Annotated in this window: 19 protein-coding genes; 12 read left to right on the top strand and 7 right to left on the bottom strand. The window is 71.8% G+C overall.

Translation table 11 applies throughout. The annotated features are described in order from the left end of the window. Positions 1 to 108 precede the first annotated feature (108 nt). On the bottom strand, positions 109 to 927 hold the full coding sequence (locus BJ965_RS16470) for a DUF3558 domain-containing protein (RefSeq protein ID WP_184909364.1): 819 nt from the start codon (positions 925 to 927) through the stop codon (positions 109 to 111). Between the two features lie 171 nt (positions 928 to 1098). On the opposite strand from BJ965_RS16470, the gene BJ965_RS16465 reads away from it, so the two are divergent. Further along, complete coding sequence (locus BJ965_RS16465) at positions 1099 to 2292, top strand: RtcB family protein (protein WP_184909363.1); 1194 nt, start codon at positions 1099 to 1101, stop codon at positions 2290 to 2292. 6 nt (positions 2293 to 2298) lie between these two features. Here the strand turns inward: BJ965_RS16465 and BJ965_RS16460 are convergent, their stop codons facing one another. After that, positions 2299 to 3075 (bottom strand): SDR family NAD(P)-dependent oxidoreductase, encoded by a 777-nt coding sequence (locus BJ965_RS16460; RefSeq protein WP_184909362.1) that lies wholly within the window; start codon positions 3073 to 3075, stop codon positions 2299 to 2301. Between the two features lie 126 nt (positions 3076 to 3201). On the opposite strand from BJ965_RS16460, the gene BJ965_RS16455 reads away from it, so the two are divergent. Next, on the top strand, positions 3202 to 3636 hold the full coding sequence (locus BJ965_RS16455) for an ester cyclase (protein WP_184909361.1): 435 nt from the start codon (positions 3202 to 3204) through the stop codon (positions 3634 to 3636). Positions 3637 to 3670: 34 nt separating this feature from the next. Here BJ965_RS16455 and BJ965_RS16450 read toward each other — a convergent pair whose 3' ends face one another. Further along, positions 3671 to 4006 carry a YnfA family protein gene (locus tag BJ965_RS16450; protein ID WP_030840287.1) on the bottom strand — a complete coding sequence of 112 codons (336 nt, stop codon included), beginning with the start codon at positions 4004 to 4006 and terminating at the stop codon, positions 3671 to 3673. Between the two features lie 424 nt (positions 4007 to 4430). On the opposite strand from BJ965_RS16450, the gene BJ965_RS16445 reads away from it, so the two are divergent. Then, positions 4431 to 4580 carry a hypothetical protein gene (locus BJ965_RS16445; RefSeq protein ID WP_184909360.1) on the top strand — a complete coding sequence of 50 codons (150 nt, stop codon included), beginning with the start codon at positions 4431 to 4433 and terminating at the stop codon, positions 4578 to 4580. 12 nt (positions 4581 to 4592) lie between these two features. Here BJ965_RS16445 and BJ965_RS16440 read toward each other — a convergent pair whose 3' ends face one another. Continuing rightward, positions 4593 to 5435 carry a helix-turn-helix domain-containing protein gene (locus tag BJ965_RS16440; protein WP_184909359.1) on the bottom strand — a complete coding sequence of 281 codons (843 nt, stop codon included), beginning with the start codon at positions 5433 to 5435 and terminating at the stop codon, positions 4593 to 4595. Between the two features lie 62 nt (positions 5436 to 5497). Between BJ965_RS16440 and BJ965_RS16435 the strand changes: the two genes are divergently transcribed. From BJ965_RS16435 to BJ965_RS16420, 4 genes are all read left to right on the top strand, one after another. Then, entirely contained in the window at positions 5498 to 6088 is a 591-nt protein-coding gene (locus BJ965_RS16435; RefSeq protein ID WP_184909358.1) for a TIGR03086 family metal-binding protein, read from the top strand. 64 nt (positions 6089 to 6152) lie between these two features. Continuing rightward, complete coding sequence (locus BJ965_RS16430) at positions 6153 to 7229, top strand: LLM class flavin-dependent oxidoreductase (RefSeq protein ID WP_184909357.1); 1077 nt, start codon at positions 6153 to 6155, stop codon at positions 7227 to 7229. Positions 7230 to 7346: 117 nt separating this feature from the next. Next, complete coding sequence (locus BJ965_RS16425; protein WP_184909356.1) at positions 7347 to 8066, top strand: response regulator transcription factor; 720 nt, start codon at positions 7347 to 7349, stop codon at positions 8064 to 8066. Beyond that, positions 8067 to 9506, top strand: coding sequence for a HAMP domain-containing sensor histidine kinase (locus tag BJ965_RS16420; RefSeq protein ID WP_184909355.1), 1440 nt, complete (start codon positions 8067 to 8069; stop codon positions 9504 to 9506). 61 nt (positions 9507 to 9567) lie between these two features. Here the strand turns inward: BJ965_RS16420 and BJ965_RS16415 are convergent, their stop codons facing one another. Further along, positions 9568 to 9738 carry a hypothetical protein gene (locus tag BJ965_RS16415; RefSeq protein ID WP_184909354.1) on the bottom strand — a complete coding sequence of 57 codons (171 nt, stop codon included), beginning with the start codon at positions 9736 to 9738 and terminating at the stop codon, positions 9568 to 9570. Between the two features lie 212 nt (positions 9739 to 9950). Between BJ965_RS16415 and BJ965_RS16410 the strand changes: the two genes are divergently transcribed. Beyond that, the gene (locus BJ965_RS16410; protein ID WP_184909353.1) at positions 9951 to 14405 is read left to right on the top strand and encodes a wHTH domain-containing protein; all 4455 of its coding nucleotides are present in this window, start codon (positions 9951 to 9953) and stop codon (positions 14403 to 14405) included. A 41-nt stretch (positions 14406 to 14446) separates the two neighbouring features. Here the strand turns inward: BJ965_RS16410 and BJ965_RS16405 are convergent, their stop codons facing one another. Together BJ965_RS16405 and BJ965_RS16400 are read right to left on the bottom strand one after the other, a co-directional pair. Then, a complete protein-coding gene (locus BJ965_RS16405; protein ID WP_184909352.1) occupies positions 14447 to 15247 on the bottom strand; it encodes a GNAT family N-acetyltransferase in 801 nt (266 codons plus the stop codon). A gap of 153 nt (positions 15248 to 15400) precedes the next feature. Next, entirely contained in the window at positions 15401 to 15838 is a 438-nt protein-coding gene (locus BJ965_RS16400) for a hypothetical protein (RefSeq protein WP_003974483.1), read from the bottom strand. 509 nt (positions 15839 to 16347) lie between these two features. On the opposite strand from BJ965_RS16400, the gene hemL reads away from it, so the two are divergent. From hemL to BJ965_RS16380, 4 genes are all read left to right on the top strand, one after another. After that, the gene (gene hemL, locus BJ965_RS16395; protein WP_184909351.1) at positions 16348 to 17664 is read left to right on the top strand and encodes a glutamate-1-semialdehyde 2,1-aminomutase; all 1317 of its coding nucleotides are present in this window, start codon (positions 16348 to 16350) and stop codon (positions 17662 to 17664) included. Beyond that, a complete protein-coding gene (locus tag BJ965_RS16390; RefSeq protein WP_184909350.1) occupies positions 17661 to 18359 on the top strand; it encodes a histidine phosphatase family protein in 699 nt (232 codons plus the stop codon). The genes hemL and BJ965_RS16390 overlap by 4 nt, the downstream gene beginning before the upstream one ends. 457 nt (positions 18360 to 18816) lie before the next feature. Further along, the gene (locus BJ965_RS16385) at positions 18817 to 20112 is read left to right on the top strand and encodes a hypothetical protein (protein ID WP_184909349.1); all 1296 of its coding nucleotides are present in this window, start codon (positions 18817 to 18819) and stop codon (positions 20110 to 20112) included. A gap of 66 nt (positions 20113 to 20178) precedes the next feature. Then, a complete protein-coding gene (locus BJ965_RS16380; RefSeq protein ID WP_184909347.1) occupies positions 20179 to 20829 on the top strand; it encodes a TlpA family protein disulfide reductase in 651 nt (216 codons plus the stop codon). The last annotated feature ends 8 nt before the right edge of the window (positions 20830 to 20837 follow it).

Raw genomic sequence — 20837 nt, 5'->3', positions numbered from 1 at the left:
TTCCCTGCGGTCGGAACGGGTCCGAGTGGTCACGGTACGCGGTGAGGCAACGGTGTGTTCTTCCTTCGGGTGCTTTGCGGGCACGCGTGAAGGGGGAGTGAAAGGGCCTCAGTCGCTCAGCGAATCCGCCAGCTGCGAGGCCAGTTTCTGCGCCCTGTCCTGCATTTCCTTGCTGTCCGGGACGACGCCCACGGTCGTCGGCTGCTCCGCGTACTCGATGGTCACGATGACGTTGGACGTGCGGAACGCCACAGTCACCGTCCGCTGCTTGGCCGTCGAACCGGAGCTGCTGAGCCCGTCGTCGAGGAAGGCCTCGTCACCGAGGTCCTCCAGCACCCGGGGCTGCAGTTCGGTCGGGGCGGCGGACACGGACGCCGAGGGCGAGGAGGAACCGGACGGGGACGGGGAGCCGCTCGGGGACGCGCTCGCACCGCCCGGCGGAGTACTGCCGGCCGCGGCCGTCTCGGTCGCGGTCGGCACGGGCAGATGGGCCGCGGCCTCCTGCTCCGCGAAGAGCTGCTCGGCCTGGTTGTCGTCACTGACGGCGCTGTCGTAGGAGACGACCCGCTCGAAATCGATCAACAGGTGGTCGGTGGCGTCCGGGGAGTCCACCTTCCAACGGCAGCCGACCTTGCGGTCGGTGTCGAACGTGGTCGTCGGCTCGCCCTCGTAGGCCTTCTCGCGCTGCTCCTCGTCGCCGATCCTCGGGATGCCCGGGAGGAGTTCGTCGAGCGTGCTCTCGCCGACCTCGGCGCAGGGCTCGGGGAGCGTGCGGTAGCGGCCGGGCTCGGCGGAGGCCGATGCCGTGCCGGTGTCGTCCGGGTTGGAGCCGTCCGTCGGACCTTCGTCGCCCGAGCCGCCGGTGCAGCCGGCCAGTACCGCCGCGAGGAGCACGGCGATACCGGGTACGTACGCCTTCCGTTGCACGTGGTGGCCCCTCTCGACACGGATATTGGCTTGCCGCCCCAGGCCGGGCGATGAACACAATGTGTATCGCACGCACTGCCGTGAACGCCGGTCCGATTTCCCTTTCGTCGACCTTGGCTCCGGTATTTGCTGTTGAGGACTTCTGTTCGCTTACGGGGGATTGAGGGCGTTATGTCGTATGTAGAGATACCGGGGGCGAAGGTGCCGATCCGGATGTGGACCGACCCGGCCTCGGTCGAGGAGGGCGCGCTCCAGCAGCTCCGGAACGTGGCGACCCTGCCCTGGATCAAGGGCTTGGCCGTCATGCCCGACGTGCACTACGGCAAGGGCGCGACGGTCGGCTCGGTCATCGCGATGCGGGGTGCGGTGTGCCCGGCGGCGGTGGGGGTCGACATCGGCTGCGGAATGTCGGCGGTGAAGACGTCCCTGACGGCGAACGACCTGCCCGGCGACCTGTCCCGGCTGCGGTCGCGGATCGAGCAGGTGATTCCGGTGGGGCGGGGGATGCATGACGACCCGGTGGATCCGGGGCGGTTCCATGGAATGGCCACTGCCGGGTGGGACGACTTCTGGTCGCGGTTCGACGGGGTGGCGGAGGCGGTCAAGTTCCGTCATGAGCGTGCCACCAAGCAGATGGGAACGCTCGGCGGAGGAAATCACTTTGTCGAGGTGTGCACCGATACGACCGGTTCTGTCTGGTTGATGCTGCACTCCGGTTCCCGGAACATCGGCAAGGAACTGGCCGAGCACCACATCGGCGTGGCCCAGAAGCTCCCGCACAACCAGAACCTGGTCGACCGCGACCTCGCCGTGTTCGTCGCGGACACCCCGCAGATGGCGGCGTACCGCAACGACCTGTTCTGGGCGCAGGAGTACGCGAAGCACAACCGCTCGATCATGATGGCGCTCCTCAAGGACGTGATCCGCAAGGAGTTCAAGAAGGCCAAGCCCACCTTCGAGCCGGAGATCAGCGCGCACCACAACTACGTGGCCGAGGAGCGCTACGACGGGATGGACCTGCTCGTGACCCGCAAGGGCGCGATCCGGGCCGGCTCCGGCGAGTACGGGATCATCCCCGGCTCCATGGGCACGGGTTCGTACATCGTGAAGGGCCTCGGCAACGCCAAGTCCTTCAACTCGGCCTCGCACGGCGCGGGCCGGCGCATGAGCCGCAACGCGGCCAAGCGCCGGTTCACCACGAAGGACCTGGAACAGCAGACCCAGGGCGTGGAGTGCCGCAAGGACTCCGGGGTCGTCGACGAGATCCCCGGCGCCTACAAGCCGATCGAGCAGGTCATCGACCAGCAGCGTGACCTCGTGGAGGTCGTGGCGCAGATCAAGCAGGTCGTCTGCGTGAAGGGCTGACCGGCGCTACGCGTCCCGGTGCACCTTCGTGTTGGACGCCTGGGCGCGGGGGCGCAGGACCAGGAGGTCGACGTTGACGTGGGCGGGGCGGGTGACCGCCCAGGTGATCGTGTCGGCGACGTCGTCGGCCGTGAGGGGTTCGGCGACGCCCTGGTAGACCTTGGCCGCCTTCTCCTCGTCGCCGCCGAAGCGGGTCAGGGCGAACTCGTCCGTCTTGACCATGCCGGGGGCGACCTCGATGACCCGGACGGGCTGGCCGACGATCTCCAGGCGGAGGGTCTCGGCGAGGACGTGGGAGCCGTGCTTGGCGGCGACGTAGCCACCGCCGCCCTCGTAGGTGCCGTGGCCGGCGGTGGAGGAGACGACCACGACCGTGCCGTCGCCGCTCGCGATCAGCTTGGGCAGCAGGGCCTGGGTGAGGTTGAGGGTGCCGATGACGTTCGTCTCGTACATCTGCCGCCAGTCGGCCGGGTCGCCGGTCGCGACCGGGTCGGCGCCGAGCGCGCCGCCCGCGTTGTTGACCAGGACGCCGATCGTCTTGAACGCCGTGGCGAACTCGTCGACCGCCGCGCGGTCGGTGACGTCGAGGGGGTACGCCGTGGCCTGGTGGCCCGCCGTGGTGATCTCCTCGGCCAGGGCCTCGATGCGGTCCTTGCGGCGCGCGGTGAGGACGACGCGGTAGCCCGCCGCGGCGAGCTGCCGGGCCGTGGCGGCGCCGATCCCGCTGCTCGCACCCGTGACGACGGCGATGCGGGAGGCTGCGGGCGGGGCGGCGGTGGCCATGGGGTGCTCCTCGGGTCCTCGGGCGTGGGCGGGCCCGGCGTCCGCGTCGGGTCCGTGGCCAGGATAGGCGGGCCCTTCGGTGGGAGAATGGGGACGGGTGATCCCCTGTTTTCCCGGAGGTGGATCATGGGCGAGGCACGTGAGGTCATGGACCGGCTCACGGACGCGGTCACCACACACGCCGATCTGAAGGTCCTGGGCGAGCTCTACGCGGAGGACGCGGTCGCCTTCACTCCCGACGAGGGTGAGCTGCGCGGGCGCGACGCGATCGTCGAGTACTGGCGGGCGATGACCGAGGCGGTCCCCGAGGCGACGTTCGAGGTGCTGCACTCCTACGAGGCCGGGGACACGGCCATCGACGAGGGGATCTACCGCGGGCGGAACACCGGGCCGCTGGAGCTGCCCAACGGCGAGACGCTGCCGCCGACGCAGAAGGAGGTCCGGATCCGCGGGGTGGACATCGCCACCGTGCGGGACGGGCGGATCGTCGACTACCGGCTGTACTTCGACGAGATGGACTTCCTCGGTCAGCTGGGGCTGCTGCCCGACGAGCCGCTCTGAGGCCCGGTCGGCCCGGACGGCCCGGTCGGCCCGGTCAGTTTCCCCGTGGGGCGTACATGATGACGGCCATGCCCGCGAGGCAGACGAGCGCGCCCGTGATGTCCCAGCGGTCCGGGCGGTAGCCGTCCGCGACCACGCCCCACAGGATCGAGCCGGCGACGAAGATCCCGCCGTACGCGGCGAGGACGCGGCCGAAGTGGGCGTCGGGCTGGAACGTCGCGACGAAGCCGTAGGCGCCCAGCGCGAGGACGCCGCCGGCCGCCCAGAGCCAGCCCTTGTTCTCACGCACGCCCTGCCAGACGAGCCAGGCGCCGCCGATCTCGAGGAGCGCGGCGAGGACGAAGAGGGCGGCGGAGCGGAGCACGGACATGGCGGTCAGCTTCGCATGCCCTCACCACCTCGTGGCGTCGGCGTCAGGGCGGCAGGCGTCCCAGGCGTCCAGGACGTCAGGCGTCGTCGGTCTCGGTGGCGTGCCCGGCGCGTCGTCGGCAGGCGTCCAGGGCGTCAGGTGTAACCGGTCTCGGCGTCGTCGCGCTCGCGGGTGGCCGTCCGGGCGGCGACGCTGCCGCTGAACGCGCCGACCGCCGGGCGGGTCGGCCTCCGGGATGACGCCGATGTGCCGGCCCCCGTCGCGCACTCCCGCCAGGGCCGGCTCACCGAGGGACCGCGGTGTCCGGCACCGCGTCGACGTCCCGGTCCGCGACAGCGCCGCCGACGGGACGCCCGGGCCCCAGGGACCGCATCAAGGCCTCGTCACCCTCGCGGCGCCGGCCCGGTCACCGCCATGCCCCCCGGTGCGCGGCGAGCTGGACGGCGTACCCGCCGACCGCGCCCGCCGCGCCCGTCACCGGCAGCGCACCGCCCGGCGCGGGCTCCAGCCGGTCCAGGACGCCGCGAAGGCGCCCGCCCGGCTCGACGGGGGGCGGCTGGTGCTCGTGCCCTGAGAAGTGCGGCTCCTAGGGCTCGGCGCGTCCCGCCCGGGCCTCCGTCGTGTATGCCGTGGGGGGCACCCCCACCGTCGCCGTGAAGTCCCGTACGAGATGGGCCTGGTCGGCGTAGCCGAGGTCGGCGGCGAGGGTGGCCCAGTCGATGTCGTCGCGGGTGCCGGCCTGTTCGAGGGCCTCGTGGATGCGGTAACGGAGGATGACCCACTTCGGGCTCACGCCCACGTAGGTGGCGAACAGCCGTTGCAGGGCCCGCACCGACAGGCCCTCGGCGCGGGCGAAGTCGCCGACGCGGCGCATGGTGCGGTCGGCGCGGATCCGGCGGACGAGGTCGATCGCGAGGTCGGCCCGTGGGTCCGGGCCGTGGGGCAGGGAGAGCAGGAAGGCGTCCAGGGCGGCCACCTTGGCGCGGTCGCCGGCGGCGGTGACGACCGTGCGGGCGGTGTCGCCGGTGATCTGCGGGAACACCTCCCGGGCGGGCAGCGCGCGGCCGGTCCACCGGGAGACGGGTGTCGCGGGGGTGTAGGGCCGGAAGCCGCCGGGGCGGAACTTCACCCCGCAGACGTGGCCGCGCCCGGTGAGTTTCCTGGTGTAGAGGCCCAGGGCGACGCCGGTGACCTCGGCGTACGGCGGCGCGTCCGTCTCACCGGACTCGTCCCACTGGAAGGTGAGGTTGACGGAGGGGTGCGGGACGATGTGGGAGGCGTAGGGCGCGGGCAGGTCCCAGTCGATGAGCCAGTACCACTCGACGTACCGGCGCAGGGGCTCTGCGGGCTCGTGGCGGCGGAATCGGACGCGGTGGAGCAGCCCTGACGGGTCGACGATCCCGCGGGTGTCGTGGCGGGGTGCCTCCATGGCCGGATCGTACGTCGCGTTTCTTCAAGAGGGGCAGCCCCCGGCCTGCCTACGGTCGGGGTATGGACACGAACGCGGTGAGGATCCACGGCATCGGTGAGTTGCTGGCCCGGGCGAGGGAGCGGGCGGTGCCGGTGGTGCGGGGCATTCCGGACGCGGCCCTGGCCGCTCCCACGCCCTGCGCCGAGTACGACGTGCGGGCCTTGGTCGATCACCTCTTCCAGGTGGTCGTGCAGTTCCAGCGGCTGGCCGTGAAGGAGGCGTCGGATTTCGGCGAGACGGCCGGGGTGGTCGCCGAGGACCCCGGGTGGCGTGAGCGGTTCGCGCGGGAGGCGGACCGGTTGGTGGCGGCCTGGTCCGCGCCCGGCGCCGAGGAGGGCACGACCGGCGGGATGGACATGCCGGCCCGGCTGGTCGGCTCGATGGCGCTGCTCGATCTGACGGTGCACGTGTGGGACCTGGCGCGGGCTACGGGCCAGGACTTCCCGGGTGCCGACGAGGCGGTCGTGGCGGAGCTGACGGGCGCGGTGGACGAGCTGGCGCCGACGGCCCGGCGGATGGGCGTGTTCGGGGAGCCGGTGCCGGAGGGTGAGGACGCGTCGGCGTTCGAGCGGTTGCTGGCGCGGACCGGCCGGGACCCGCACTGGGAATAGCCCCCGGGCGGCGGCCGTTCTCCGGGTATGGTTGAACCGTAAACAACCTGGAGGGTGAGCGACCATGCAGTTCGGGATCTTCAGCGTCGGCGACGTCACGCCCGACCCCACCACCGGCCGGACACCGAGCGAGCGCGAGCGGATCAAGGCCATGGTCGCCATCGCGCTGAAGGCCGAGGAGGTGGGGCTCGACGTCTTCGCGACCGGCGAGCACCACAACCCGCCCTTCGTGCCCTCGTCGCCGACCACCATGCTCGGCTACATCGCGGCCCGCACCGAGCGGCTGATCCTCTCCACGGCCACGACCCTGATCACCACCAACGACCCGGTGAAGATCGCCGAGGACTTCGCGATGCTCCAGCACCTGGCCGACGGCCGGGTGGACCTGATGCTGGGCCGCGGGAACACCGGCCCGGTCTACCCCTGGTTCGGGCAGGACATCCGCCAGGGCATCAATCTCGCCGTCGAGAACTACGCCCTGCTCCACCGCCTGTGGCGCGAGGACGTCGTCGACTGGGAGGGGAAGTTCCGCACGCCCCTGCAGGGCTTCACGGCCACGCCCCGCCCGCTGGACGGCGTACCGCCCTTCGTCTGGCACGGTTCGATCCGCTCGCCGGAGATCGCCGAACAGGCCGCGTACTACGGCGACGGCTTCTTCCACAACAACATCTTCTGGCCGGCCGACCACACCAAGCGCATGGTCGAGCTGTACCGCACGCGCTACGCCCACTACGGCCACGGCACGCCCGAGCAGGCGATCGTCGGGCTCGGCGGGCACGTCTTCATGCGGAAGAACTCGCAGGACGCGGTGCGCGAGTTCCGGCCCTACTTCGACGTCGCGCCGGTGTACGGGCACGGTCCGTCGCTGGAGGACTTCACGGAGCAGACCCCGCTGACCGTCGGCTCCCCGCAGCAGGTCATCGAGAAGACGCTGGCCTTCCGCGAGTACGCGGGCGACTACCAGCGCCAGCTGTTCCTGATCGACCACGCCGGGCTGCCGCTGAAGACCGTGCTGGAACAGATCGACCTGCTGGGCGAGGAGGTCGTGCCGGTGCTGCGCAAGGAGTTCGCCGTGGACCGCCCGGCGGACGTCCCCGACGCCCCGACCCACGCCGCCCGGCTCGCCCACGAGCAACGGTGAGGGGACGGTAGGAACCGGCTCCCGGGTTGCCCGGCCCCTGGTGAGAGGGGAGTAAGAAGGACGCCCCGGCGCAGCGCGTACGGCCTGGGGGGCCGGGCGGCTTGGCACACTGGACGCGTGCCCCACACCGTGCTGCTCGCCGAAGACGACCGCGCCATCCGCAACGCCCTGGAGCGTGCCCTGACCCTGGAGGGCTACCAGGTCATGGCGGTCGCCGACGGGGTCGAGGCGCTCGCACAGGCCCACCGCAACCGCCCGGACGTGCTCCTGCTGGACGTGATGATGCCCGGCATCGACGGGCTCCAGGTGTGCCGGGTGCTGCGCGCCGAGGGCGACCGCACGCCCGTGCTGATGCTGACGGCCCTCGTCGAGACGGCCGACCGTATCGCCGGGCTGGACGCGGGCGCCGACGACTACGTGGTCAAGCCCTTCGACGTGGAGGAGGTCTTCGCCCGGCTGCGCGCCCTGCTGCGCCGCACCAGCCCGGTGGGAGCCGGCAGCGCACCGGCGGCCGAGGCGCCCAGGCCGCTCCCGGAGCGGTTCATCGAGGCGGCCGGCCTCCGCATGGACCCGCAGGCGCGCCGGGCCTGGCGCGGCGCGCGTGAGCTGGAACTGACCCGCACCGAGTTCGAGCTGCTGGAACTGCTGGTACGCAACGCGGGCATCGTCCTCGACCACTCCACGATCTACGACCGCATCTGGGGCTACGACTTCGGGCCCGGCTCGAAGAACCTCGCCGTCTACGTCGGCTACCTGCGCCGCAAGCTCGACGAGCCGGAGGCGCCGCAGCTGATCCACACGGTGCGGGGCGTGGGTTACGTGCTGCGGGAGGACTGAGTGGGCCGCCCGGGCCGCCTGCTGGCCGGGCGGCGGCCGAAGCTGGTCTCGCTGCGCACCACGTTCGCCGTGTCGTTCGCGGCGGTGACGGCGGCCGTGACGATCCTGGTCGGCATCCTGTCCTACAGCGCCGCCGCCCGGTTGGTGCGGGTGGACCAGCAGACGGTGTTCGACGAGGTCGTGCAGGACCTGCGCGACGAGGTGCGGCAGAACCACATGACGCCCGGCGACTTCTCGTCCGCCGCGCCCGGCCACGACCTCGTACGCCCCGCACGCACGGATGTGCAGGTGCTCGGCCCGGACGGGCATGTCGTCGACGGGGGCAGTCCGGGGCTGCCGGTCACCGGCACCGACGCGCGGATCGCCGCCGAGACGCTGTCCGGGCAGGTCGCCGAGCACAAGGACGTCGACGTGGGCAGCGACGTCTACCGCGTCGCCACCGTCTCCCTCGGCGGCGGGCGCGGGGCGGTGCAGGTCGCGCAGGAGTTCAGCGACGTCGAGGACCTGCTGCGGGCACTCCAGCAGCGGACGCTGCTGCTGATGGCGGCCGTGGTGGTCGGCGCGGGGCTGTTCGGCTGGTGGCTGGCCCGGCGGATCACGCGCCGCCTGGTCGTGCTGACCGACGCCGCCGAGGACGTCGCCCGCACCCGCCGGCTGGGCATCCAGGTGCCGGTGGCCGGTCATGACGAGGTGGGCCGGCTCGGCCGGGCCTTCGACCGGATGCTGGGGCGGCTCGCACAGTCCGAGGAGGACCAGCGCCGGCTGGTCCAGGACGCGGGCCACGAGCTGCGCACGCCGCTGACCTCGCTGCGCACGAACATCTCCCTGCTGCGCCGGATCGACGAACTCCCGCCGAAGGCCCGCGAGGAACTGGTCGCCGACCTGGGCCAGGAGGCCCGGGAGCTGACCGACCTGGTCAACGAGCTGGTGGATCTCGCGGCCGGGCAGTCCGACACCGAGCCGCCGCGCCGGGTGGACCTCGCCGACGTCGCCGAGGAGGTGGCGGGGGTGGCCCGGCGCCGCAGCGGCCGGGAGATCCTGCTGCGCGCGAGCGGCGACACCACGACCGACGGACGGCCCGGGATGCTGACCCGGGCGCTGTCCAACCTCGTCGAGAACGCGGTCAAGTTCGACCAGGGCGGCCGGGCCCCCGTCGAGATCGTCGTCGCCGGGCCCGCCCGGCCCGGCACGATCCGGGTCGAGGTGCTGGACCGCGGCCCCGGCATCACCGATCACGACCTCGCCCGGGTCTTCGACCGCTTCTACCGTGCCGCCGACGCCCGCTCCCTGCCGGGCTCGGGCCTCGGCCTGTCCATCGTCCGCGAGGTGGCCCTGGCGCACGGGGGAGCGCCGTTCGCGCACCGGCGGGACGGGGGTGGGGCGGTCATCGGGTTCACGGTGGGCGGCCGGCCGGCGGGAAGCGGTGGCGAGGCGGGCTGAGGAGGAGTCCGGCAGGAAACCGGGGCAGCCGCCGTCCGACGACGGCCCGCACACCGGCCGGTCACCGCTTTCCTCGCAACGCCCGGACCACCTCGGCCACTGCCACGAGGATCCCCGCCCGGTCCTTCGACTCGGATCCGCTGAGCGCGGACCGGACGACGAGTACGGCCGCACAGGCGATGATCAGGAGCATCAGCACGCCACAGGCGGCGGCGGCGAGCACGGGGTCCATCGAGGTTCCCTCCCGGGAAAGCGGAGCAGCGGGGTGACGCGACCGACCGTGCCCGGAGCGGTGCGGCCGGCGTTCGGGCGCAATCGCCGATTCCGCGGTGATGCCGCAGGTCAAACCGGTAATGTGCGGCCTCACGAGTCGTACGGGTCGTACGACTCGGGTTGCTCGGCCGACTGGGGCGCCGGTGGGGGCGCGGGAGGGGGACGGCGGCGATGGCGGGACGGCAGCGGTACGACCAGGCGCTGGCCAAGCTGATCGAGTGGGCCGGGAACCCCAGCCCGGCCGAAGTGCGCGAGGAGATCGCGACGGACCTGGAGCGAGGCCGGCGTCCACCGGGAGTGAGCTCGGTCGACTCCCGGCTCTCCGGGGCGATCCCGCGCGACCGCAGGGACCGGCACGACTTCCTGAACGCCCTGGCGAGAATCGCGCACCGACGCAACGGAAGCCGCTTACCGCTTCCCACGCTGACGCAGTGGGACAGCATGGCGGAGGAGGCGCGCAGGGCCCGCCTCAAACGGTCGCCCGAGACGGCCGGCCCTCCGGCCGGGCCGCTCCCGGCCCGCCCGGAAGGGCAGGACTGGCAGGACGACACGGCTCAGTCCCAGGCCTGGCAGTTCGTCCGGCCCGGCTCCGAAGAGCGCGCCGACGCCCTGCGGGAGCAGGCCCGGGAGTTCGCAGGCCGGCTGGCCGAGCTGTACGGACCCGCGCGCGACCTCCTCGCCGACGACCCGTGGCACGACCCGAACCTGGCCCGGCGCGTCGCCCACCGGACCAACCTCCTCCTGTACCAGCTCCGCTGCCACCAGAAGGGGATCCTCGAACCGGCCGAGGCGGCCCTGCTCGCCCTCCTGCCGTTCCTGTACCAGGTGCACGGTGCGCAGGCGGCCGCGACGCTGTCCCACGTGGACCCGGCCGACCTCCGGGAACAGCCGGAGGGAAGTCCCGAGCGCCGGGCGTACGAGGTGCTCCTGCGCTCCCACAAGAGGCTCGTCCGCCAGGCCGTGCGCGGTGACGCGCTCCAGGACCGGGCCGGTGGACGCCGGGAGATCGGGTGGTGGCTCTTCCACCAGTGGGCGAAGGGGCAGCCCGTGGACCTCCGGGCCGTGCCGAGCACGGCGGACGGCGCCGGGACCGACATCGCGACCGTCTGCCGTCCGGACCTGGTGTCCCGGTTGCTGGCCTGTGCGCAGGTGGCGCCGCGCAAGCTGTACGGGCGCGGCGGCGCCGCCGGCGCCCTGCGTGAGGATCCCTACCAGCTCGACTTCGGCGGCCGGGACTGGCAGCAGGTGCGCGAATGGCTGGTGGGGCCGCTGTTCGCGATCGCCCACGCCCTGGCGATCGAGGTCACGGACCTTCCCCCGGCGGTCGTCCGGCACCTCGGCATCCCGGACCCCCTGGACCTGGAGTGCCTCTTCACCACCGTGGGAGAGGCCACCTGGACCGCCCACCGGGACGTCCTCGGGCTGAGAGCGGTGTGTGATCACCCCGCGGCCGTGGCCGCACTGTCCGAGCACGCCGAACTCGTGGACACCCTGCTGCGCGGCGCCCGGCGCGCGAAACTCGCCGAGGAGGTCGGCGCGCTTCCGGTGTATGCCCACGCCGACGAGGTGCACGAGGCGGACGACGGATCGGGACCAGCGCAGGCCGGGGAAGTGATCCGGTTCCGGCTCGACGAGGAACGTATCCAGGAACTTCTCATGGGCGAGAACCTCTACCGCGACCGCAGCCTCGCCATCCGCGAGCTCTACCAGAATGCCCTGGACGCCTGCCGCTACCGCCGCGCGCGGCAGCACGCGCGCGACGGCCGCGACACCTACGACGGCGAGATCACCTTCACGCAGGACTTCGACACGGAGGAAGGCCGCTACTACCTGGAGTGCGCAGACAACGGGATCGGCATGGACGAGACGGTCCTGGCGGACGTCTTCTCCCGCGCCGGCGTCCGGTTCACCGACCTTCCCCGCTACCAGGAGGAGCTGCAGGACTGGGAGAAGCAGGGCATCACCGTCCATCCGAACAGCAGGTTCGGCATCGGAGTGCTCAGCTACTTCATGATCGCGGACGAGATCAGGGTCACCACCTGCGCCATGGACGGCGGCACCGGACGCCCGGAGGAACTCACCGTCCTGATCACTGGCCCCGGCCACTACTTCAGGGTGCGCCGGACCGGCCGGAAGGGCCCCGTGGGCACGAAGGTGCGCCTGTACCTCCGGGACGGGGACAAGGCACCTTCTTGCGTACGGGAGTTGCGAAGACTGCTGGGGCTGGCCGAGTTCGTCACCACCGCCCGGCACGGAACCCAGGAGGCGACCTGGAAACCGGGGGAGCTGCGCCTGCGGGAGGCTGCCGGAAACCGGTCCGAAGGTTTCGTGGCCCACGGGCGGACGGTCGCCTGGCCGGTGGGCGCCTACCAGGCCGACGGCCAGGTGATCTGGTGCGAGGAGGGGGGCGGCATCCTGGTCGACGGCATCCACACCGAGCCCCGGGCACGGCGGGGGGTGCTGACCGATCCCGGCGATCACCGCCGCCCGCGCGGGGTCGTCGTCAACCTGACCGGGGGAACTCGGCCCAGGGACCTGTCGGTGGACCGTACGGAGATCCTGGACGACGACGTGTGTGAGCCGGTGGAGCGGCTCATCGTGGACGCCCTGCCGGCTCTGCTCTCCGCCGATCCCCCCCTGCTCGGCTTCGAGTGGCTGTCCGAGGTGGCGTGGCGCAGCCCGCGCCTTGCGGACATCGTGACCGAGGCGGCCGGAGAGGCCGGGGTCGAGGTGGACCTGCACGGTTACCCGGTGCCGGTCGCCAGGACCGGGTTCTTCCCGCCGGACGACGGAGTCGTCCACCAGGCCGACTCGGGCCTGCCCCAGCCCGGAGGATTCACGGGCAGCCTCGTCGGCGGCGAGATCTACGGCTTTCCTGACGACATCACGTTGCTGTGGCGGCTGCTCGCCCACCGGCCGAACGTCGAACTGTCCACGCTGGCCACGTTGGTACCCGAGCTGGACCGGGTCTGCTCGGTGCTCGCCGCCAGGCCCTCGGACATGCTGCTGTGCACGGACTCCAGAGGGGTGTGGAACAGCAGAAGCTGGATGGACCCGCACACGCTGAACGACGTGACGGCGTGCCCGGGCCATGCCTTGTCCGTGGCGCTCAACTGCGGGATGCCCTACGAAGCGGCCGTCGCCCGCCTGGAGCGACTCCGTCTGCCCACACCGGGTCCCGCCGACGCCGCCGCCCAGGTCGACCCTACCGGAGTGGCGATGCTCGACCAGGACAACAGGGCCCACGGGGGCGGCTGGTGGCAGCCCGGGGAGGTGGTGCCTCCTGGCCACGTTCTCAAGGCGGCACTGCTGTTGAACGTCGGTGTCGACGAGGCAGTCGGCCGGATGAGGGCCTTCGGCTTCGATGTCCAGGTGGGAGTGATGCCGATGGAGGCGCCCGAGGACTGGGTGGTGAAGCTGCTCAGCCGCGACCTGGACGGGGAGAGGCCCTGGCTCGGTCTCCATGCCACGGTCCGTGCGGGGCACGTCCTGTCCGGCGTCACGAAGTGCCGGCGCACCTTCGGCGAAGTGGTCGAGGTTCTCAGGGCGTACGGATTCGACGTGGAACTCGGTTCCCTTGACGAGGAGGCCGCCGCGGAACTGCTGAGACAGGGCGAGGAGTGGGGCTGGGACGCTGACGCTGCCGAACTCCTTGACGTGGGCAAACCGGTGCCGCCGGGCCTCCTCGCCCGCGCGGCGCTCACCTCGGACGTTCCCCTTTCCGACGTCGCCCGCCGCCTCGCGGGGTTCGGCTTCCCTGTCGGTGCCCACCCCGAGCATGCCGACCCGACGGACACGTCGATTCTCAGCGCTGATGTTCATGGGCGCTCCTGGCACGCATGCGGCGCCGAGATCGACCTCACCACCCTCGTGGTTGCCGCCCACCGCAGCGGGCTCGCGCCGGCGGCGGTGGCGGCCCGGCTCCGCGCCTACGGTTTGGCGGTGCCCTGGACGGAGCTGCCCGAGCGGGTGGAACCGGACGACGTGACGATGCTCCGCCAGCTCTTCGCCCAGAGGCTCCGGTACGACGAGGAACTCGCCCCGGGCCGGCCCGTGCCCATGCTGGCCGTGATCCCGGTGGCGCAGAGCCTGAGCAAGTCCCCCCGGGCGGTCGTCGACCGGCTCGCCCGCTACGGATTGCGCACGCCGTGCACCACGGCACCGGCCAGGGCGAGCGGCAATGACAACAGCCTCATCGCCCCTTGGGTGCGCGGCTCCGCCAGGGAGACCGAACTCGACTGGAACGAACCCGTGCCGGTGCACTACCTGGTCTCCGCGCCGCACACCCTGCTGATGGAGCCCCAGGAGGTCGTGGACCGCCTGACGGCCTTCGGCCTGGAGACCCCTGTCCACGCGCTGAGCGGCCTGGACGAGACCGACCGGCGCCTGTGCCTCCGAGAGCACGAGGAGAACGGAAGCAGGGCCCGTCTCCCGCTGACCCTGCGCTGGCCGATCAGCGACTTCCTGAGCATCGCCCGCTTCGCGGACCTGCCCCTGGACGAGCTCCTTCCCCGGCTCACCCGCCTCGGTGTGGACATCCCCCGCGTGGTCGACGCCGTCCGCACCGCCCTGCCGCGAGTCCCCGGCCTGGTCATGGCCCCGGAGGAGGCGACGGCCACCTCGTGAAGGACGGCCCCTCGTGGGGGCCGGGCCAGGTCTTCCGCCGATCAGTCCGCGAGCGAGTAGAACCCGATCGGGGAGTTCGGCCGGAACCCGATCCGCGGGTACACGGGCGCGCCGGCGGCGGTCGCGTGCAGCGTCGCCCGGGTCGGTCCGGTGGCCCGGGCCCCCTCGTACAGCGCCTTGCGGGTCACGGCCTCCCCGTACCCGCGCCGCTCCCACGCCGGATCGGTGGCGACGAGCACGACGAAGAGCCGCCCGTCCGCCTCGACGGTGGCGGCGCACGTCACGGGAACCCCGTCGCGCAGACCCAGGTACGCGAACACGTCGCTCTTCCACAGCGAGGACCCGGCGAGCCCGTCCCGCCCGTCCTCCAACGGGAACCCGTACGCACGCGAGTTGATGTCCGCGTAGGCCGCGAGGAGTTCGTCGTCGGTCACGCGCACGAAGGTCAGCTCGGGATGGGCGGGCTCGGGGATCGGCAGCAGATCTCCCGCCATGCCGGTGCCGGGGAAGGCGTAGGCGAGCCCCGCTTCCCCGGCGGCCTCCTCGAGCGCGGCGCGCGCCGGGTCGTCGAGCAGATCCTCGAAGACCCACAGGAACCCGGGACGGGACTTCGACCGCATGATCTCTGCGGCCTCGTTCAGCCGCTGCTTCAGCAGCCCGGCGTCCGCGCCGACGTCCGTCAGGGTCAGACAGTTCCAGAAGGCGAACCGGCAGTCGGCCCACCGCACGGCGATGCCCGGCAGGTCCCGCACATCGGCCCGCGGGTCCCGGTCGAGCACCATGGCCCGCCAGACCGTGGCGAGCTGCTCCACCGATTCGATCGAGTCCGCGAGATCACGCACGAGGTCCCCCTGGGGTCATGGTCACCGGCTGCGTACCCGTACTGCCCAACGCGGGCACGGCTCATCCCCCTGACCGGGGCGGTGCAGCCGCTCGACCCGCGGGTCGACCGGATCTCGCCCCCTGGACCGTGCCCGGTCGAGGAGCGGGTCGGCTCAGGGCCAGACCAGGCAGTAAGGCTGGTGCCCCGCCTCGTGCAGCCGGTGCGAGAAGTCCTGCCACTCGTGCAGCAGTTGGTAGACGTTGAACGCGTCGCGGGGGCCGCCCCGGTCGGGGACCGTCGACCAGATGAAGGCCGCCGCGCCGACCGCTTCCTCGCCGATGCCGCGCAGGGGGTCGACGACCGTCATGGGGAGTTTCACCACTGCGTAGTCGGGGTGCAGGACGACCAGTTCCAGGGGCGGGACCTTGTGCAGGGGGACGCCCTCTATGCCCGTGAGGACCATGGCCGCCATGGTCTCCGGCTTGATCTTCGTGAACATGCCGTTCATGCCGAGCTCGTCGCCTCCGAGCTCCTCGGGGCGCATCGAGATCGGGACGCGGGCCGCGGTCGCGCCGTCGGGCGCACCGAAGTACTTGTACGTCACCCCCACCCGACCACCATTCCCGCTGCCCCCGGCCCGAAGATCGTCCACCTGGCGTTCAGTACGTCCGGCGGCCCGCTCCGGTTCACTCGGCCGGTCCTGTGTCTGACGCGCTTCCTGAGCGTCCTCCGCCTCGCGTCGGTGCCTTCCCCGCCGGGCACGTCGAGGACCCAGGTCATCAGTCCCCTCGCCCAGTCCGCCACCGCGATGCATATCTCCACCCGACTGCTTTTCCAGAACGCGTCGCCCCCGCCGCGCAACCCGATCATCGTGTCAGTGACCTCCCCCACGGCCGCCCGCCGAAACGTGCGCTGAAACATCTGCCCGCAGGATCTCCGCAGCCTCCGGCCACCCCGGGCCGTTCGAGCTGTGTGTATCAGGGACCAGTCTCGCAGACGGCGGCGGGTGCGGGGCCGGTTGTCCCGTGCCCCGCCCGCCCACGCCCCTGGCCTACCCTGAACAGGTCACTGGCACCCGGAGCCCGACAGCGTCGGAGAAGGTCGGAGAAGTCGCAGGTCATGAGTGAACTGGCATATCCGTATGAAGCACCGGCCTCGCAGGCTCTGTTCGACCGCGCGGCGGCCGTCACGCCCGGCGGCGTGAACTCACCGGTGCGGGCCTTCCGAGCCGTCGGCGGCACGCCGCGGTTCATGGTGTCCGGCACCGGCCCCTATCTGACGGACGCGGACGGCAGGGAGTACGTCGACCTCGTCTGCTCCTGGGGGCCCATGATCCTCGGGCACTCCCACCCCGAGGTCATCGCCGCCGTGCAGGACGCCGTCTCGCGCGGCACGTCCTTCGGCACGCCCGGTGAGGGCGAGGTCGCGCTCGCCGAGGAGATGACCGCCCGGGTTGCGCCACTGGAGCAGGTGCGGCTGGTGTCCAGCGGCACCGAGGCGACCATGTCCGCCATCCGGCTGGCCCGCGGATTCACGCGGCGCACCAAGGTGATCAAGTTCGCCGGGTGCTACCACGGGCACGTCGACTCGCTGCTCGCCGCGGCCGGCAGCGGTGTCGCCACGTTCGCGCTGCCCGACACCCCCGGCGTCACCGGTGCGCAGGCCGGCGACACGATCGTCCTGCCGTACAACGACCTCGACGCCGTCCGCGAGGCCTTCCGGGCGCACCCGGGCGAGGTCGCCTGTGTGATCACCGAGGCCTCCCCGGGCAACATGGGCGTCGTACCGCCCGCCGACGGGTTCAACCAGGGCCTGAAGGACCTCTGCACCGAGAACGGCGCGCTCTACGTCTCCGACGAGGTCATGACCGGCTTCCGGACCAGCCGCGCCGGGTGGTTCGGGGTCGACGGCGTGGTCCCCGACCTGATGACCTTCGGCAAGGTCATGGGCGGCGGTTTCCCCGCGGCGGCCTTCGGCGGGCGGGCGGACGTCATGGCCCACCTCGCTCCGGCCGGGCCCGTCTACCAGGCCGGCACCCTCTCCGGTAACCCCGTCGCCACCGCGGCCGGCCTCGCCCAGCTGCGGCTGCTCGACGACGCCGCGTACGCCAAGGTCGACGCCGTGTCGAAGGAGATCCAGGGGCTCGTCACCGGGGCCCTGACCAAGGAGGGCGTCGCGCACCGGGTGCAGACCGCCTCCAACATGTTCTCGGTGTTCTTCACCGACCGGCCCGTGCGGAACTACGAGGACGCCAAGACCCAGGAGTCCTTCCGCTTCACCGCGTTCTTCCACTCGCTGCTCGCCGACGGCGTCTACCTGCCGCCGTCCTCCTTCGAGTCCTGGTTCGTGTCCACCGCGCACGACGAGCGGGCCGTACAGCGGATCGCCGACGCCCTTCCGGCGGCGGCCCGGGCGGCCGCGGAGGCGACGGCATGAGCGACCAGCGCAACGACAGCGCCGAGGACATCACCGTCGTCCACCTCATGCGGCACGGTGAGGTCGCGAACCCGGACGGCATCCTCTATGGCCGCCTCCCCGGCTACCACCTCTCCGACCTGGGCCGCCGCATGGCCGACCGGGTCGCCGAGCACCTGTCCGGCCGCGATGTGACGCATGTCGTCGCCTCGCCGCTGGAGCGGGCGCAGGAGACGGCCGAGCCGATCGCCAAGGCGCACGGGCTCGGTCTCGCCACGGACGAGCGGCTGATCGAGGCCGACAACATCTTCCAGGGCAAGACGTTCGGGGTCGGGGACGGGGCGCTGCGCAAGCCGGGCAACTGGAAGCACCTGGTCAACCCGTTCCGGCCGTCCTGGGGCGAGCCGTACGTCGACCAGGTCGTCCGCATGATGAGCGCGCTGGGGGCGGCCAAGGACAAGGCCCGCGGGCACGAGGCGGTCGTGGTCAGCCACCAGCTGCCCATCTGGATCGTCCGGTCGTACGTCGAGCGCCGCCGCCTCTGGCACGACCCGCGCAAGCGCCAGTGCACGCTCGCCTCGCTGACGACCTTCACGTACCAGGGTGACCGGATCGTCTCCGTCGGCTACACCGAGCCGGCCCGCGACCTGGTCCCGGCCCACCTCCTCGCCGGCGCGAAGCCGGTCAAGGGCCAGGCCAAGGCCTTCGGGGCGTAGACGCGGCGCGCGTCAACAGGGTGTGGACAAGCGCGGCTGCCGGGCGAGATCCCGGCCGGCCGTGCACCCGCCCTCCGGGGCGAAAACCCGGGGAGCCGCGCACCCCGCCCCCGGGGGAGCCCCGTGCGCCCGGGGCCGGGCGGTCGCCGCACGTGGCAGGCTCACGGCGCGGTAGGCGTGAACCCGCCGACGGGACGACAGCAGGGGCGTTGGCTCGCGGCCTGGCGGCCTGGCGGCCTGGCGGCCAGGCGGCCCGGCGGCCAGGCGGCCCGGCGGCCTGGCGGCTCCGGAACTCCGGAACCTCAGAGCCCCGGCCCCTCTCAGGGCCCCGGACCTTCGCCCCCTTCTGATCGTTTACGACTGCTTCGTTACGGAATCTGCGCAAATAATCGGAACCTCCCCGTTCTTCACGTCCTCTGACTGGGTGACCAGCACGACGTGATGAATCGGGGATGCCATGCGCGCTCTCTCCCGCAGGGGAATGCTCGGACTCGGGGCGGGAGCCGCCGCCGTCTCACTCGCCGGATGCGGCGGTCTCACGGGCTCGGACGACTCCGGCCGCGCCGACGGTTCCGGCGGCGACTCCGCACAGGGCGGAGCGAAGGCGAAGCCCAAGCCCGCCGCCCGCCCCATCGGTGACGGCTCCACCGCCTACACCGGCAAGCAGCCCCACCAGCCCGCCGAGCCCGAGCCGCTGGAGCCGGGGCAGGCCCCGCCGCAGTTCGTCGTGTTCTCCTGGGACGGCGCCGGCGAGGTCGGCAACGGCCTCTTCCCCCGCTTCCTGGACCTCGCCAAGGAACACGGCGCGAGCATGACCTTCTTCCTGTCCGGGCTGTATCTGCTGCCCGAGTCGAAGAAGCGCCTCTACAACCCCCCGAACAACCCCCGCGGCGCCTCCGACATCGGTTACCTCACCGACGACCACGTCAAGGCGACCCTGAAGAACGTCCACCGTGCCTGGCTCGAGGGCCACGAGATCGGCACCCACTTCAACGGGCACTTCTGCGGCGAGTCCCACGGCTCGGTCAAGAACTGGACGCCCCGGCAGTGGCGCAGCGAGATCGACCAGGCCAAGGCCTTCGTGAAGGAGTGGCGCACCAACACCGGCTGGACCGACCTGCCGTCGCTGCCGTTCGACTACGACAAGGAGCTCGTCGGCGGCCGTACGCCCTGCCTGCTCGGCCGGGACAACCTGCTGCCCACCGCCCGCGAGCTCGGCTGGCGCTACGACGCCTCCTCACCCGGCGGCCTCCAGGTCTGGCCCGCCAAGCGCCAGGGCATATGGGACCTGCCCCTCCAGCAGATACCTTTCCCCGGCCGTGGCTTCGAGGTCCTGTCGATGGACTACAACATGCTCGCCAACCAGTCCCTCGCGACCACGAAGGCACCCGCCCACAACTACCCGGGCTGGCGGAAGCAGTCGGCCCAGGCGTACATCCAGGGATTCAAGCGGGCATACGAAACAAATCGGGCGCCCCTCTTCATCGGCAACCACTTCGAGCAGTGGAACGGCGGCATCTACATGGACGCCGTCGAGGAGGCCTTCAAGCACATCGCGCGCGAGAAGGAGAAGGGCGCGGATGTGCGTCTCGTCTCCTTCCGGCAGTTCACCGACTGGCTGGACGCGCAGAAGCCCGAGGTGCTCGAAAAGCTCCGCACGCTCGGCGTCGGACAGCAGCCGGCCGGTGGCTGGCGGGAGTTCACCGGCCGGGCCGCCACGCCCAGCGGAGAGGCCTCGCGGAACGCCGCCTGAAATGCGGTTTTCCGCCCGCAAGGGGGGTGGGCGAGATCCCCGGAACGGGCATGCGAAACTTTTCACATGAGTGCCGACAGCAGCGCCCCCCTGCGCTCGAACCGCACGACAAGTGCCACCGAGCGCACCCGCCGTGTCCGCCGTAGCGCCGCCCTGACCGCACCTCTCGCCGCGGTCGCGCTGCTCGTCTCCGCGTGCGGCTCCGGCGGCACCTCCGGCGGGGGCGGCAACACCAACTTCGTCACCGGCACCGACGGCGTCGCCACCGTGGCCCAGGGCAAGCGCACCCCGGCCCCCGACCTGTCCGGCGAGACCATCGCCGGCAAGACCCTCGACGTCGCCGACTACAAGGGCAAGGTCGTCGTCCTCAACGTATGGGGCTCCTGGTGCAACCCCTGCCGCGCCGAGGCCAAGTACTTCGCGAAGGTCTCCAAGGCGTACGCGGACAAGGGCGTGCAGTTCGTCGGCATCAACACCCGCGACACCTCCACCGGCGCGGCCCTCGCCTTCGAGAAGGACTGGGGCATCACCTACCCCAGCCTCTACGACCCGACCGGCAAGCTGCTGCTGCGCTTCAAGAAGGGCACGCTCAACCCGCAGGCGATCCCCTCCACGCTCATCCTCGACCGGGACGGCAAGATCGCGGCCCGCTCGCTGTCCGCGCTCAGCGAGGAACGGCTGCTGAAGATGCTCAAGCCGGTCGTCGCCGAGAAGTGAGCGGAGTA

It is taken from the genome of Streptomyces luteogriseus, from assembly GCF_014205055.1.
In the GTDB taxonomy this organism is placed as follows: domain Bacteria; phylum Actinomycetota; class Actinomycetes; order Streptomycetales; family Streptomycetaceae; genus Streptomyces; species Streptomyces luteogriseus.
This window is presented reverse-complemented; position numbering and strand designations above follow the sequence as displayed.

What these genes read in the sequence shown, in the direction of transcription:
- BJ965_RS16435 (WP_184909358.1), top strand. Translation starts at nt 5,498, where the DNA reads ATGGACACGAACGCGGTGAGGATCCACGGCATCGGTGAGTTGCTGGCC.
- BJ965_RS16410 (WP_184909353.1), top strand. Translation starts at nt 9,951, where the DNA reads ATGGCGGGACGGCAGCGGTACGACCAGGCGCTGGCCAAGCTGATCGAG.
- BJ965_RS16460 (WP_184909362.1), bottom strand. Translation starts at nt 3,075, where the DNA reads ATGGCCACCGCCGCCCCGCCCGCAGCCTCCCGCATCGCCGTCGTCACG.
- BJ965_RS16390 (WP_184909350.1), top strand. Translation starts at nt 17,661, where the DNA reads ATGAGCGACCAGCGCAACGACAGCGCCGAGGACATCACCGTCGTCCAC.
- BJ965_RS16380 (WP_184909347.1), top strand. Translation starts at nt 20,179, where the DNA reads ATGAGTGCCGACAGCAGCGCCCCCCTGCGCTCGAACCGCACGACAAGT.
- BJ965_RS16415 (WP_184909354.1), bottom strand. Translation starts at nt 9,738, where the DNA reads ATGGACCCCGTGCTCGCCGCCGCCGCCTGTGGCGTGCTGATGCTCCTG.
- BJ965_RS16465 (WP_184909363.1), top strand. Translation starts at nt 1,099, where the DNA reads ATGTCGTATGTAGAGATACCGGGGGCGAAGGTGCCGATCCGGATGTGG.
- BJ965_RS16455 (WP_184909361.1), top strand. Translation starts at nt 3,202, where the DNA reads ATGGGCGAGGCACGTGAGGTCATGGACCGGCTCACGGACGCGGTCACC.
- BJ965_RS16385 (WP_184909349.1), top strand. Translation starts at nt 18,817, where the DNA reads ATGCGCGCTCTCTCCCGCAGGGGAATGCTCGGACTCGGGGCGGGAGCC.
- BJ965_RS16430 (WP_184909357.1), top strand. Translation starts at nt 6,153, where the DNA reads ATGCAGTTCGGGATCTTCAGCGTCGGCGACGTCACGCCCGACCCCACC.
- hemL (WP_184909351.1), top strand. Translation starts at nt 16,348, where the DNA reads ATGAGTGAACTGGCATATCCGTATGAAGCACCGGCCTCGCAGGCTCTG.
- BJ965_RS16450 (WP_030840287.1), bottom strand. Translation starts at nt 4,006, where the DNA reads ATGTCCGTGCTCCGCTCCGCCGCCCTCTTCGTCCTCGCCGCGCTCCTC.
- BJ965_RS16440 (WP_184909359.1), bottom strand. Translation starts at nt 5,435, where the DNA reads ATGGAGGCACCCCGCCACGACACCCGCGGGATCGTCGACCCGTCAGGG.